General features: G+C 68.8%; 10 protein-coding genes. 8 read left to right on the top strand and 2 right to left on the bottom strand.

Features of this window, described 5'->3' with window-relative positions:
* The 3 genes from GA0115254_RS44410 to GA0115254_RS13055 form a co-directional block, all read left to right on the top strand.
* Positions 1-537, top strand: a 537-nt coding sequence (locus GA0115254_RS44410) for a hypothetical protein (protein WP_218105535.1), incomplete at its 5' end; no start/stop codon positions are given.
* Positions 538-581: 44 nt separating this feature from the next.
* Positions 582-3,242 (top strand): DEAD/DEAH box helicase, encoded by a 2,661-nt coding sequence (locus tag GA0115254_RS13050; protein ID WP_176740098.1) that lies wholly within the window; start codon positions 582-584, stop codon positions 3,240-3,242.
* Between the two features lie 570 nt (positions 3,243-3,812).
* The gene (locus GA0115254_RS13055; RefSeq protein ID WP_093895437.1) at positions 3,813-4,796 is read left to right on the top strand and encodes a PP2C family protein-serine/threonine phosphatase; all 984 of its coding nucleotides are present in this window, start codon (positions 3,813-3,815) and stop codon (positions 4,794-4,796) included.
* Positions 4,797-5,213: 417 nt separating this feature from the next.
* Here GA0115254_RS13055 and GA0115254_RS13065 read toward each other — a convergent pair whose 3' ends face one another.
* Complete coding sequence (locus tag GA0115254_RS13065; protein ID WP_256102541.1) at positions 5,214-6,593, bottom strand: hypothetical protein; 1,380 nt, start codon at positions 6,591-6,593, stop codon at positions 5,214-5,216.
* 652 nt (positions 6,594-7,245) lie between these two features.
* Here GA0115254_RS13065 and GA0115254_RS13070 point away from each other — a divergent pair.
* Complete coding sequence (locus tag GA0115254_RS13070) at positions 7,246-8,166, top strand: DUF6731 family protein (protein WP_256102542.1); 921 nt, start codon at positions 7,246-7,248, stop codon at positions 8,164-8,166.
* Between the two features lie 20 nt (positions 8,167-8,186).
* Entirely contained in the window at positions 8,187-8,735 is a 549-nt protein-coding gene (locus GA0115254_RS13075; RefSeq protein WP_141720812.1) for a hypothetical protein, read from the top strand.
* 96 nt (positions 8,736-8,831) lie between these two features.
* Here the strand turns inward: GA0115254_RS13075 and GA0115254_RS13080 are convergent, their stop codons facing one another.
* Positions 8,832-9,557, bottom strand: a complete 726-nt coding sequence (locus GA0115254_RS13080; RefSeq protein ID WP_093895439.1) for a hypothetical protein — start codon at positions 9,555-9,557, stop codon at positions 8,832-8,834.
* A 245-nt stretch (positions 9,558-9,802) separates the two neighbouring features.
* On the opposite strand from GA0115254_RS13080, the gene GA0115254_RS13085 reads away from it, so the two are divergent.
* The 3 genes from GA0115254_RS13085 to GA0115254_RS13095 are packed head-to-tail and all read left to right on the top strand — an operon-like array spanning position 9,803 to position 13,766.
* On the top strand, positions 9,803-10,573 hold the full coding sequence (locus tag GA0115254_RS13085; protein WP_093895451.1) for a TnsA-like heteromeric transposase endonuclease subunit: 771 nt from the start codon (positions 9,803-9,805) through the stop codon (positions 10,571-10,573).
* Positions 10,570-12,723 carry a Mu transposase C-terminal domain-containing protein gene (locus GA0115254_RS13090; RefSeq protein WP_093895440.1) on the top strand — a complete coding sequence of 718 codons (2,154 nt, stop codon included), beginning with the start codon at positions 10,570-10,572 and terminating at the stop codon, positions 12,721-12,723. The genes GA0115254_RS13085 and GA0115254_RS13090 overlap by 4 nt, the downstream gene beginning before the upstream one ends.
* Positions 12,714-13,766: an AAA family ATPase gene (locus GA0115254_RS13095; protein WP_093895441.1), complete on the top strand. Its 1,053-nt coding sequence runs from the start codon at positions 12,714-12,716 to the stop codon at positions 13,764-13,766. Before GA0115254_RS13090 ends, GA0115254_RS13095 begins: the two co-directional genes overlap by 10 nt.
* The last annotated feature ends 28 nt before the right edge of the window (positions 13,767-13,794 follow it).

Below are 13,794 nucleotides of genomic sequence, written 5' to 3' on the forward strand. Positions count from 1 at the left end.
AGGTTGCTCGTCCGTGTCGGGTTCCAGTGTAGTGGGTGCATCAGGTTGATGCAGCATGTACCGTTGGCGGAAACGCAGGATACCCTCCAGTTCATTAGGGCGGCCCACATGCAAAGCCTTTTAGCTCTGATTGGCGCTATCCTCGGCGGTTCGCTAGTCCTTCTGGGCGACTTCGTTCGACGTAGAGTGGAGAAACGGAAGGAAGCGGTAGCTCGGCTCGTCACTGTAAGCGCTCAGCTCTCCTCCATGTACAACCGGTTGTGCGGGCAAATCCTCGACGCAGCCGATACTGGCGCGGCCGTGGCAGACCTGGCCCCCGCTGATCCCCTCCGCTACGAAGTAGCGACCCAGTTCTTCATGGCTCCTGGCAGTGAACAGCTCAGCTCCCACGCATCCCGTCTGATTGGCGCGTACGGTCGGCTTCGGGATGCATACGGGCAGGAATCGACCTGGTCTGCAGCTCGCGACGAGCACGGCGTGGCGGTGCGCGAGTTCGAGGCTGCCGTCCGCGCCATCGTGCACCGCGGTCACATCTGATGCATGTCTGAGAAAATATCGAATTAGTCGTCAGGGGACAGCAGGTGTCTGGAATTCATCTCAAGGAGCACCAGGTAGACCAGAAGTCGAGTTTCCGGAAGTGGGTGGGATTCCCTGAAAGGTCATCAGTGCCCGTTCAGGGGGCCCGGGGCACGATCGTATCCGCGACCGGGTCGGGCAAGACGATCACGGCCGCCGCGTGCGCCCTGGAGTCGTTCGCGGACGGCCGGATCCTCGTCACCGTCCCGACCCTGGACCTGCTCGCGCAGACCGCCCAGGCGTGGCGCCTGGTGGGCCACCGGGCCCCGATGATCGCGGTGTGCTCGCTGGAGAACGACTCGGTGCTCGACTCGCTGGGGGTGCGCACCACCACCAACCCGATCCAGTTGGCCTTGTGGGCCGGGTCCGGGCCGGTCGTCGTGTTCGCCACATACGCCTCCCTGGTAGACCGCGAGGACATCGACGCACCCGAGGGCCAGCGGAACGTTCGCGGGCCGCTGGAAGCCGCCCTGGCAGGCGGAGAGCGGCTGTACGGGCAGCGGATGGCAGGCTTCGACCTCGCGATCGTGGATGAGGCCCACGGCACCGCCGGTGATCTCGGACGGCCGTGGGCAGCGATCCACGACAACGCCCGCATCCCCGCCGACTTCCGGCTCTACCTCACCGCGACCCCTCGCATCCTGGCCTCGCCCCGGCCGCAGAAGGGCAAGGACGGCCAGGAGCTCGAACTGGCCTCGATGGGACAGGACTCCCAGACCTACGGGCCGTGGCTGTCCGAACTCGGACTTTCGGAGGCGATCGAGCGCGAAATCCTCGCAGGCTTCGAGATCGACGTCCTCGAGATCCGCGACCCCGCGCCCGCCCTCGGGAAGTCGGAGGAGGCGCAGCGGGGCCGGCGCCTCGCCCTGTTGCAGACCGCCCTCCTGGAGCACGCTGCCGCGCACAACCTCCGCACCGTCATGACGTTCCACCAGAAGGTCGAAGAAGCACAGGCGTTCGCGGACAAGCTGCCGGAAACGGCAGCCGAGCTCTACGTCAACGACGCGTCCGATGACGACCTGGCGGCCGCGGACCGGCTGCCGAAGTCGTCGATCGACGCGGAGTTCTACGAGCTGGAGGCCGACCGCCACGTACCCCCGGACCGTGTCTGGTCGGCGTGGCTGTGCGGCGACCACCTCGTCACCGAGCGGCGTGAGGTGCTGCGGCAGTTCGCCAACGGCATCGACGCGACCGGCCACCGGGTCCACCGCGCCTTCCTCGCCAGCGTTCGCGTCCTCGGGGAAGGCGTGGACATCACCGGCGAGCGGGGAGTCGAGGCCGTCTGCTTCGCCGACACCCGCGGCTCGCAAGTGGAGATCGTGCAGAACATCGGCCGGGCGCTCCGCCTCAACAAGGACGGCTCCACAAAGATCGCGCGGATCATCGTGCCGGTCTTCCTGGAACCCGGCGAGGACCCGACCGACATGGTCGCCAGCGCATCGTTCCGCCCCCTTGTAGCCGTCCTCCAGGGCCTGCGCTCGCATGATGAGCGCCTGGTCGAGCAGCTCGCCTCCCGCGCACTCACCAGCGGGCAACGCAAGGTCCACGTCCGGCGCGACGAAGACGGCCAGATCGTCGGGGCCGGCGGCGAGGGCGAGGGCCAGGAGCAGGACGACACGCAGGCCGCCGCCGAAGCGGCGCTGCTCCACTTCTCCAGCCCTCGCGACGCGGCGACCATCGCGGCGTTCCTCCGGACCCGGGTCTACCGGCCCGAGTCCCTGGTCTGGCTGGAGGGCTACCAGGCCCTCATCCGGTGGCGGGCGAAGAACGAGATCACCGGCGTCCACGCCGTGCCCTACGACGTCGAGGTCGAACTCGGGGTCACGAAGGATTTCCCGCTTGGCCGATGGGTGCATCAGCAGAGGAAGGCGCTGCGGGCGGGTGAGCTGGAGGAGCGGCGCAAAACCCTGCTGGACGCCCCTGAGGCCGGGATGGTCTGGGAGCCGGGCGAGGAAGCCTGGGAGAACAAGCTCGCCGCGCTCCGGTCCTACCGCCGGGCCACCGGGCACCTCGCGCCCCGCCAGGATGCCGTGTGGGGCGAGGGCGAGGCGATGGTGCCCATCGGGCAGCACATGGCCAACCTGCGCCGGAAGGGCGGCCTCGGGAAGGACCCGAAGCGGGCGGAGGAGCGCGCGAAGCAGCTGGCCGCGATCGACCCGGACTGGAACTGCCCATGGCCACTCGACTGGCAGCGCCACCACCGCGTCCTCACCGACCTCGCCGCCGACGAACCAGGCGGCCACCTCCCCGACATCCAGCCCGGCGTGACCTTCGACGGCGACGACATCGGACGATGGCTGAAGCAGCAGAAGCAACCGGGCACCTGGGCACAGCTCCTCCCCGAGCAGCAGGAACGACTGACCAAGCTGGGCGTGCAGCCCACTGAGGCTCCGTCCCCCGCCCCTGCGACCAAGCACGCGGCGGGCCCGAGCAAGGCACAGCAGGCATTCCAACGCGGCCTGACAGCCCTCGCACAGTGGGTGGAACGGGAAGGCGCCCACCGGCCGGTACCACGCGGCCACAGTGAGGAGATCGCGGTCGACGGCGAGACGGAGCCGACGGTTGTGAAGCTCGGCGTATGGATCTCGAACACCCGCACGAGGCGAGACAAGCTCACCCAGGAACAGCTGGAAGCGCTGCGGACGCTGGGAGTGGAATGGGCGTAGCAGGCAGCGAGATCTCTCGCCAAGACGCGCGTTCCCGAACCCAGGAACGCGCCGCGGCGCTAACGGTGTCAGGCGCGAGCCAGCCGCGCGGACCGCTGACCTCAAAGCATGGCCGCGTGGTCAACTCCCGGGCGCCGTAGCTCTGACCGCCGTCAGCGGTTACCCAGCCACCAGGTGAGCGCGGCGAACAAGGTTGTGCCAGCCGCCGTTGCCGCTCCACGTACTAGGGCGAACAGCGCACTGCGTGCAAGCCGCTGAAGGGTCCTGTCGGTCGTCCAGGTTCGTTTTGAGGTCACCGTGGTCTCTTTCGTGCGCCGCCCCTGCAGGAGCGGGGTTTCGTCGTTGCCGAAGACCTTCTCCGATGACCAAGGCGCCCTGGACGACGCGCTGTTGAATTCCGATGTCTTCGGACAGCTCCCTCCGCAGTCGTACGTGGTGGCATGATTCTCGGACGGATTCGGATGGTTTTGGACGACGGGGGGCACGAGGGTGGGGCGCGCTGGGCAACTCCGCAAGCCTGGGCTGGTAGGAGCGCACCGGGAACTCAATGCGGCGCTGCATCGCCTGCATTTGCTGGCCGGGCGACCAAGCCTTGCCGAGATCGCCCAGGTGCTCAAAGGCGCCGGCATCTCCCGGAGCACCATCCACGACGCGTTCTGCAGCCAGCGGCTGCCGAAGTGGAAAGTGATCGACGCGTTGGTTGAGGTCCTTTCCTCCAAGGCGCCAGGCGGTCGCCCCGAAGAGGACCAGAAGGTGCTGTACGAGGTATGGCTGCGTGCTGCCCAGGAGAGCGATGGCCAGCAGAACCAGGGGCCTCAGACCTCCAGAGAGCGGAAGGCGGAGATCCACGAACTCCTGCAGCGCGCACTCCTACCGCAGAAGATCCCTCAGATCGACGGGCTCGAGATCGCTAGCCGCTACCTACCGGCGAGTGACCCCCGCCGGGCTGGCGGGGACTGGTTCGACGTGATCCCCCTGGAGGGCGCCAAAGTGGCCCTCGCGGCGGGGGACGTGATGGGCGGCTCCATGCTCTCGATCGCTCTCATGGCCCAGCTGCGCAGCGAGCTCAACGCGTTGGTTCAGCTCAGTCTGCCTCCCCACGAGGCACTGAACCGGCTTAGCGAACAAGCACAGCGCCTGATGGGAGATCAGCTCGCAACCTGCGTCTGCGCCGTCTACGAAACCGACACCCGCCTACTCTCCATCTCCAGTGCCGGCCACATCCCGCCCTTCCTGCTGCGCAGGGACGGCACCGGCTTCATCCTGGACATGCCGACGGGGATACCGATCGGCCTGGCGGCAGATGCCTGCGAGACAATCACAGTCCAAATGAACCCGGGTGACACGCTCTTCTTCCTCACAGACGGAGTGATCGTGTCACCGACTGAAGGCCTCGATCCCGGCCTCGCCCGTCTGGCTACGAGCCTGTCAGAGGCACAGACCGCCGCCGATCCCACCTTGCCGTCGCTCGAAGACCTGATCGACGTGCCGCTGAAGGCCCTCGGCAATCTCCGACACGACGACGCCGTACTGCTCGCCGCACGCCTCTCCTGACGGCGGCATGCGGTGCCGATCGAATGCGAGCAGCGGCCCCAGGCGAGGAAGCCTGGAACCGCTGTTGTCCGTAGGGGCCAGGGCGCCCCGCCTCGTCGGTCCCGTGGCGCCGACCCACGGTTCGGGGCGGCTACCGGCGGCGCGGTGCGGTGCGGTGGCCTGGATCTCCGCCAGGACGACGCCAGTCACCGGGTCGCGGTGCACGGCGACGTACAGGCCCCAGTCGGCGTCACCGGCGGTGAGCCAGTCCCCAGCCCACGCGCCCGGGGTGGTCAACAGCTCACGACCACCGAGCGGGCCGCCCACGAGTCGAACGATCACAGCGGTACCTCTATCCGGCGGGACTCTCCCGCCTCACCCCTTAGGTGAGGACTCAGCCCAAGGGGGACAGCATCGGGATCGTCGGCGGTTCCTCCGCTACGCGGAGTTGGCACCACCCGAGCGGAACCAGAACCTGCGCTGCCGGGGGGAGCTCGCCGTGCTCTGTGCCGTGTACGGCTTGCTGATCTGGCCGGGGTGGGGGCGTCCGAGCACGGCGGTCCGCACTGCCGACCAGTCTTGAGCGCGCCACCAGTCGAAGAGCTGGCCGGTGGTGAGCACCGGGAAGTTGAGGGTGTCGACGAATTCTTTGCGCTGGTACACCTCGGTGGGGCGTCGGGCGGGGTCGAGCCGGTGCTGATGGTTGACTATCAAGGCGGAGCAGGTGACCGGCCGGTTGGGGCGGAGCTGGGGCCAGGTCTCCAGGTGCCGTCGAAGGTCGGAGACCAGCCTCTCCGATGCTGGGCCGGATGCGGATTTCACTTCGATCAGGCATGTCTCCTGATCCAGCACGGCGAGCAGGTCCGCCGACTTGGTGGCGCCCAGCTCCGCATCCAGATCGGTGACGGAGAACCCGGCGGCGCGCAGCACGACGGCAACCGCGTCGGCCAGTTCGCCGCCGCTGCCGTACAGCAGCCCGGACCGTACGGGTTCGGCTTCCTGCCGCGCCCGTTCGAGGTCGGCCTTGAAGCGGGCCTTGTCGTCGCTGTAGCGGTGCTCCAGTTCCTCGAGGGCGACGCGGGCTTTCGTCTCTGCGGCTGTCTCCAGGTCGGCGTCGATGCTGTGCGGGGAGCGGACGCGGCGCAGCGCGGCCGGGACGTGCGCGGGCAGGGCCCGCTGGACTATCCAGTCGACGATGGTGCCCCAGTCGACTGCGTCAGGGATTACGTACCAGACCTGTTGGCCGTTACTGGGCGTCCAGCGGGCAACGACCGGCTCGCCCAGGCTGTCCACCAGGATCGGCACCAGCTCCCCTTCGGGCTCGTGGACGGTAGTCCCTTGAGGGCCCTCGAATCCGGTCGCCTGCAGAGCCATGGCCCACCACGGGGCGTCGGCCGGGCGGTTCCGCAGCCGCAGGCCCAGGTCACGGTCGGCCGCGTCCAGATCGGGAGCCAGAGAGACCTCCGCCCCTGCGAGCAGGCGCTTCCCGGCGATCGAGCCGGTGAAGTTGTGGAAGTCCACACTGGCGTTGTAGGGGCTGAAGACGTTTCGGCGGCCGGCATCGCTCACGTTGCCCATCGTGGCGATGATCAGCGCGGGCTCGCCGCGCGAGGCCGCCCCGGACAAGAACCGCTCGAACTCGTCCGCGCCCCGGCTGAAATAGTGGCTCGGGTTGATGGCCGCTGCACAGGTGCTGGTGTCCATACCGAGCCAGCGCGGCTCGGCTCCCGCCTCGCTCCAGGAGATGTCCGCGTACTTGGCTGAGGCCGCGAAGAGTTGGCTCGCATAGTCGGCCGCCTGCGGATCGGGCTCCGACATTTCCGCGGGATTGTGAACAGCAACGTGGACAGGAACCAGCCCGTTCGGGCCCTGGGAGTGTGCAGCCATGACAGCACCGTAGCCGCCGCGTACGACACCGCAGCCACACCTTTTCCTCACCCGAGATCCACCGCACCTCTAGTACTGCAACGACACTCCGTGATGTCCTCGTCGCTTGAAATGGCTGGCGCGGGCGCGGGCTTGGGTTTTTCTGCACCATAAGGACCAGGCGAACGCATGCCGGACTGTGTGGCGTACGGGAGAGGAGACGCGGTTGAACAGTCGCCTTGCCTCGTTCATGGTCACGGGTATGAGGGCATCATTTGTTCGAGCGTCAGTCCCCTTTTTGCCTTCGCTCGCAGGATGGCGAGGCAGCAAGCCTGATGGCCGCTACCGCCCTGGTGGGCCCACAACCATGCCCTGCTCCCGGCGCCAGCGTCCCATGGAGGAGAAGATCCGGGCGAGACGAGCCGCTTCGGACGAGTGTCCGCGGCAGACAGATTCGGGGCGGTGATGCTCTGTAGGCCGTTTGGGCGAGTCGAGATGCTAGCGTCATATGCCCATCTGAGCCCGCACGCGCGTCTGTTCACTTCCTGTCTCATGACAGTCAGCGTGCATTGACCGAGGAGACGCGGTGGCCTCCATCCGACGCATGCCCGAGCGTACGATCGCCTTCTTCGAGATCGTCTCGAGCAGCTCCGGGGAACAGACACGGGTCCCTCTCATGGAATGGGATAAGGCCCTGGCCGATCTGGCCACAGCTTCCGTTCAGGAGCGGATGGTCGACAAAGAGATGACGTTGGTCGGTTCGGTGGCCACCGCGCGTAGTCAGGACCACCTGCTGCTTCACCGGGTGAAGGACGCCACCGAGTGGCTGAGCATGATGGACTGGAACACTGGCGAGTGGCGTGAGCTCGAGCAGAACGCAAGCCGCGGTTTCGTCGACACGTCTGCGATCTGTTTCCTGCCGTTCGGGAACGTGGTGGGCATCATGCAGGGTTCCGTCTCGGCCCCTTCCCACAAGGGGCTGGAGAACTGGCTCAATGAGCTGCACCTGTTTCCTGACACGCGGCTGGCTATCCGACCGGTGCTATCGAAGGCCGAGATCGAGCGGCTGGGCACCGCGCAGGGCGCCTCTCGCATCGAAATCAAGATCGGCAACCACAAGGCTTCGGCGCTGCGAGGCCGCACCGGCCGGCTGGCGAGCTTCCTGCGTCAGGCGCAGGAAGCCTACGGCGACATCAACGTCACGATGATCATCAGTGTGCCGCGAGGAAAGGGGCGGGATGAGGACCGTCAGTCGCTGCTGGATGATCTGAGGGATATCGCCCCGGTGGCTCCCGGGGCCGCCGATCGTGCCCGGGCCAGGCTGGTGTTCGCGGAGCCGGACGGTGCCGAGCGCAGCCGTCTGGTGGAGCTTACGGAACACCACATCACGGCGAAGCGGCGGGTCTCCGCGGTCGACGACGACGGGAATTCCATCCGGATCTTGTCAGCGGTGGATGCGATCCTTGACGTAGCGGCCGAGCACGAGGGCGAGCTGCGGGCAGCGGTGGGGGCTGACCTGGGCTGACATGCGATAGGGGGCGGTGCGTGAGCGTGCGGGAGTCTCTCGTCGACCGATGGTCCGAGGCGGTGTGGTGGGACTATGCGCTCGCCTTCCTACTGGTGTCCGGGCATGTGGTGGCAGTGCGGTTCTGGGGGCGGGGTGACTGGCTGTCCTGGATCGAGTCCGAGCAGCGTGTCTCTCTGTACGGAACTGCCGCAGGTGTCGTCTCCGCCATCGGCGGATTGAGCTCAATCGCGATCTCCCTCTACCTGTCCAGCAACGGAGAACGGATCCGTGCGGTGCGGCGGCACTACCAGAGCGAGCTGCGCCGCAACTGGAAGGCCCTGCTCGTCGCCACCGCCCTCGTCTGCATGGGCTGCCTCGTCGCGCAGGGCTTGGACGACAAGAGCGATTCCCACTCGGCGCGTTTCGTATTCGAGGCGTCCATGGCGCTGGCACTGGTTCGCTTTGTGCGCATGCTGTGGCTGCTCGACCGCATGATGGCGCTCAACGACCGTGACCAGAGCGACCCGCCGGCGCGCCCGGCACCCCGATTCGACCCCGACTGGCGCCAACGCAACCGGACCGGATAGCAGAGGCCCGTCGGCCAGACAGCAGAGGCGTCTCTCCTTCGCTCCCGTGGGGCAGCACACTCACAGGAACCGTACTTCGCGAGGCACAGAAAGAGTTCAGCAAGAGCGCCGGCGGGGCCCGTAGTCCGGCGGTGGCCACCCCTTCTTGTAAGCGGCGGTGGTCCGCCGAGTATGGGGCGGCGGGTGAGGACAGCCATACATGAGATCTGGTTCTCGCATCGCCCAGGAGAGGCCGTAGTGGGCGGGGCTGAACGGCCAGATCGTCTCCGGTGGCTTCGCCGGGGCACGTGAGCCTTTGCGTCGCTTGGGCCGGGGCGGCTGGGGCGGGCGCAGCTTGCAGCTCTCGGCGAAGTCCGCCAGGTAGGGCAGACCGGTACTGCACATCGGGTCGGTAAACAGCGGCCCGCCCGTCCCAGAGGCGATACGCCACACGAACACGGCGGCGAGCAGCAGGGGGCGCGCCCAGGCAGGGACGTGGTGGGTCATGCAGCCCTGGCGCCGTCCGTCGTCATGAAGGGTGATGGTGGAGACGTCCGGGGCGAGATCACGGACGTGGGCAGTGGCCAGTTGCGTGGTGGACGCTGCGGTGAAAATGGCAGTGGCGAGCTGGGCTGCCAGGTGGGGGTGCGCGGTGGCACGGTGCAGTCGGTGGGCTACCTCCGCTTCGGTGATGGCCGGCAGGACGGGTGCGAAGAAGTCCCGGTCTTCGGCCATGGGCGGGGTGCACTGGCAGGGGCGGGTGGCGGAGTCGAAAGCGGTGAGCGTGGTCAGGGCGGGCAGGTTGAGCCATCGGTTGGCCAGAGGCCGGCGCGGGGCAGACACAGGTGGCGTGGCGGTGGGCGGCTCTGCCGCGGGCAGGAGGGCGGTCGCCTCCGCGATCAGGCTGATGCGTGGGCGTATACCAGCTCAGCGGCGGCCCTGCCGCCAGAGACTGTCCACGTTCACCCGTTCGACGGATTGCGGGCCGCGATCACTGGCGGCCGGTGACGCACGGACCAAAATCGCAACCCGGCGATGAGCCATTGGACTTGAGCAGTGGACAGATCCACTGAGTGCGAGGGGTGGTCATGGAGGTTTTCCCGCTTCGGGACGGTGGGGTCGGCGTACCTGAGCGGTTCGAGGCACGGATCGTCGACGCCGGGGGGCGAGTGCGGCGACTGCCCTGGCCACGGGCGGCCGGTCAGGTCGTGCTCGAGGAGTCCGCGGCAGTGCGCACCTTCCCTGCCCGGCGCGGGCGCCGGGTGGCACCGGGCTGGTGGTGGTCGGCCACGACCGGGCGCCTGGTGCACTACGGGTTTGGGGCCATGCGCACGCAGGTGATGCTGCTGGACCATGACCCGCAGGTGGTGGCGTTGGCCTGCAGCCCGGTGGAGCTGGCGTGGCTTGGGCACGACGGCCAACCGGCGTGCCACACACCGCACCTGATGGCGCGCCTTGCCGACGGCAGCGGTCTACTGGTCGACTGCGCGGGCCGCGACGGCGTCTCCGAGCGGATCGCCGACTACGCGCCTGTGATGGCCGCGGCAGCGCAGGCGGTGGGCTGGCGCCACCGCATCGCTGCGGTTCCGGACCGGATATTCGCCGCCAACGTGCGGTGGCTGGCCGGGTTCCGCCACCCTCGCAACGCGCAACCCGGGCGGATGGAGGAGATGGCGGCGTGTTTCGCCCGGCCCCGGCCTCTTGTCGAAGGAGTGCAGCGGCTCGGGGATCCCATCGAGGTGTGGCCGGCCGTCTTCCACGCCCTGTGGAGCGGAGCGCTCAGCGCCCCCTTGGACCGGCCGCTGCACGAACGGGTCGTCGCGGTCAGCGTCCGGACCGGACCGGTGGTGACCGCGTGACGCGCCTGAGGCTCACCGTCGGCGATCAGATCCGCTGGGACGGGCGCACCTGGAACGTCGCCGTCCTGGAAGGAGCCAGTGCGCGGCTGCTGGAGACGGGCACGGGCGCGGTCGCCGCCGTGGCGCTCCCCCACCTCGTCACCGATCCCGGCTTCGAGGTCGTGGGAGCTGATCGGCCCGTGGTGGCGCCGCTGGCACTCCTGGACGCGCTCCCCGACCACGTCCGGGACCACGCCCTGGCCTGGGAGCGGCACGTGCGGGAGGTCGAGTCCGGCACCACGGAGCCAGGCGGCGAGGCGCCGCGGCCCCAGTACGACCCTGCGACACGGACCATGGCGCAGCGGGAGGCGGCGAAGGCTGCGGAGCTGACCGGGGCGGGTGTGCCGACGAGTATGGCGACGGTGCGCAGGATGCGGGCGCGGTACCGGGAGCGGGGCGTGTGGGGGCTGGTGGATCAGCGTACGACCCGTCCCAGGTCGCCGGTGGGCCGGGCCGATCCGCGGGTGGTGGAGGCGGTGGGGGCTGTCCTTGAGGAGCAGCGGGGCAGGTCGACGGGCACGTTGAGCGCGCTGCGGGACCGGGTTCGGTGGTTGCTGGAGGACCTGTACGGTCCGGGGGTGGTGGCGGTGCCGCCGCAGTCGACGTTCAACCGGCTGGTGCACGCGCTCGGGGACGGTCAGGGGGTGCTGGGCAGCGCGGTGCAGCAGCGTTGGCACGCCTCGCGTCCTGAGCCGCCGTTCGGTGCGACGGTGGCGCTGCGGCCGGGTGAGCTGGTGATGATGGACAGCACGCCGCTGGACGTGCTCGCGGTGATGGCGGACGGGGTGATCGGCCGGCCGGAGTTGACGATCGCGATCGATGTGGCCACGCGGGCGATCTGCGCAGCGGTGCTGAGACCGCCGGGAAGTAGCACGGTGGACGCGGCTGTCTTGCTGGCGGAGATGGTCGCGCCGATGCGGATGCGCCCGGGCTGGGGTGCCGTGTTGGCGATGCAGCGGTCGGTGGTGCCCTACGAGCGGCTGCTGAGCCTGGATGAGCGACTGGAGGGGGCTGCCGCGCGGCCGGTGATAGTCCCCGAGACGGTGGTCGTGGATCAGGGGAGGGTGTTCGTATCCGCCTCGTTCCTGGCCGCGTGCGAGACCCTGGGGGTGTCGCTGCAGCCGGTGCCGCCGGCGAACGGTCCGGCGAAGGGCCATGTGGAGCGTACCTTCAAGTCGATCAATCACGGATTCTGCCAGTACGTCGCCGGCTACACCGGGTCGAACACCACCGAGCGCGGCTCGGGTGTGGAGGACGAGGCCTGCTGGACGCTGCCGCAGTTGCAGGATTTCCTCGACGAGTGGATGGTCGCCGGCTGGCACGCGCGCAAGCACTCCGCGCTGCGGCACCCGCTGCTGCCCCACCTGGCGCTGTCCCCCATCGAGATGTGGGCCGCGCTCGTGGGCGTCACGGGCTACGTTCCGGTGCCGCCTACATCGGACAGCCACATCGAGCTGCTGCCGGTGCGCTGGCAGGTCATCAACGACTACGGCATCCGCTTCGACTACCGCACCTACGACGGCAAGGCGCTGAACGGTTTCAGGCGGCGCACGGTCTACGGCACAGGTGAGGCGCAGCGGTGGGAAGTCCACTACAACCCCTACGACCCGGCGCGGATCTGGGTGCGGCTGCCGAAGGGCTTCGTGGAGGTTCCGTGGATCCACGCCACCGAGGTCAGCCTGCCGTTCACCGACTACACCTGGCGCCATGTGCGCGCCACGGTGGCCCGCGCGAGCGACCGCGACGCCCATGAACTGGCCCTGGCCAGAGCGCTGGACGCGCTGCTTCGGCGGGCGGGCGCCGGGGAGGGTACGCGCCGCGAGCGCACCCTGGCCGCGCGGGCCGCCGCCGGACAGGCCGTCGCGCTGCGCCGCCCCGACCCCAGGGATGCGGACGCGCCGTCGGATGCGGCGGCGCCACCTGTGCAGGCCGGGCCGCCGGGAGAACAGCCGGCGGAACCGGATGAGGACCTCGTCCTCGGCTACGACGAAGGCGAAGACGACGACGAGGTCGACGGAGAGGACGCCCCGGGCGCAGCCACGGCGCAGGTCCTTTCCGCGCGTGCGTCCCGTCTGCTGAATCCCCATGAGGAGGCCGCCCGATGGCTGTAGTAGAGATCGCCGCTGACGACGAGGACGCGTTCAAGCCCATCACGACCTGGGTGGGCTGGCGCGACTACGTCGACAGCCCGCCGTTGTCCCTGGAACCGGCGGCCGACAGCTCCCTGTGGACGGTGGAGCAGCAACTCGACCACCACTCGCAGTTCGTCGTCATGACCACCCCGGTCATGACGAAGGTGTCGAGGGAGCTGCAGCTGCTGCTGCACGTCAACCGCCGCCAGAGGGGTACGGCCAGGGGCGGGCTGATCGTCTCCGGCCCCCCGAGCACCGGGAAGACGACCACCATGATGGAGCTGGGCCGGATCTTCGAACTGGCCGACCGGCGCAAGCACCCCGATGCTGGCGTACGCCTTCCGGTGGTGTTCGTCGCCGTGCCGCCCGCCTCAACCCCCAAGATGCTCGTCGCCGAGTTCGCCCGGTTCCTGGGGCTGCCGCTGCTGCGCCGTATGAACCAGGCGGAGATTACCGACCTGGTGTGCGCGAAGCTCAGCGAACTGCGCGCGCAGCTGGTCCTGGTGGATGACATCCACCTCCTCGACACCCGCACCCGCGCCGGTGCCGAGACCTCGGACCAGATCAAGCACCTGGGCGAGCGGATCGCCGCCACGTTCGTCTTCGCCGGGGTCGACGTGCAGGACTCCCCGCTGCTGGTCGGCCCGCGCGGGCAGCAGATCGCCGGGCGCTTCCAGCTGCTGCGCAACGACCCGCTGCCGTACGGGACCGAGAGCCAAAAGCAGGTCTGGCTGGAGCTGGTCACCGATTTGGAGAGCGCACTGCGGCTGCACGACCACCGCCGGGGAACACTCCCCCGCCTGGCCGCCTACCTGCACAGGCGTACCGGGGGTGTGATGGGCACCCTCGTCTCGCTCATCCGCAAGGCGGCCACGGCCGCGATCCTGGACGGCTCCCAGCGCATCACGAAGGAGTCACTCGAGCGGTGCGAGCTGGACCTGCGCGCAGAAGAACAGCTGCTCGCCCCCACCGTGCCCAAGCCGCGGCGCAGCCTCGCCCGGCCCACGCGGAGCAGGCGGTGACCGCGCGACGGCCTGTCGCCGGGCGGCT

Origin of the sequence: Streptomyces sp. Ncost-T10-10d (assembly GCF_900091955.1) — a bacterium.
In the GTDB taxonomy this organism is placed as follows: domain Bacteria; phylum Actinomycetota; class Actinomycetes; order Streptomycetales; family Streptomycetaceae; genus Streptomyces.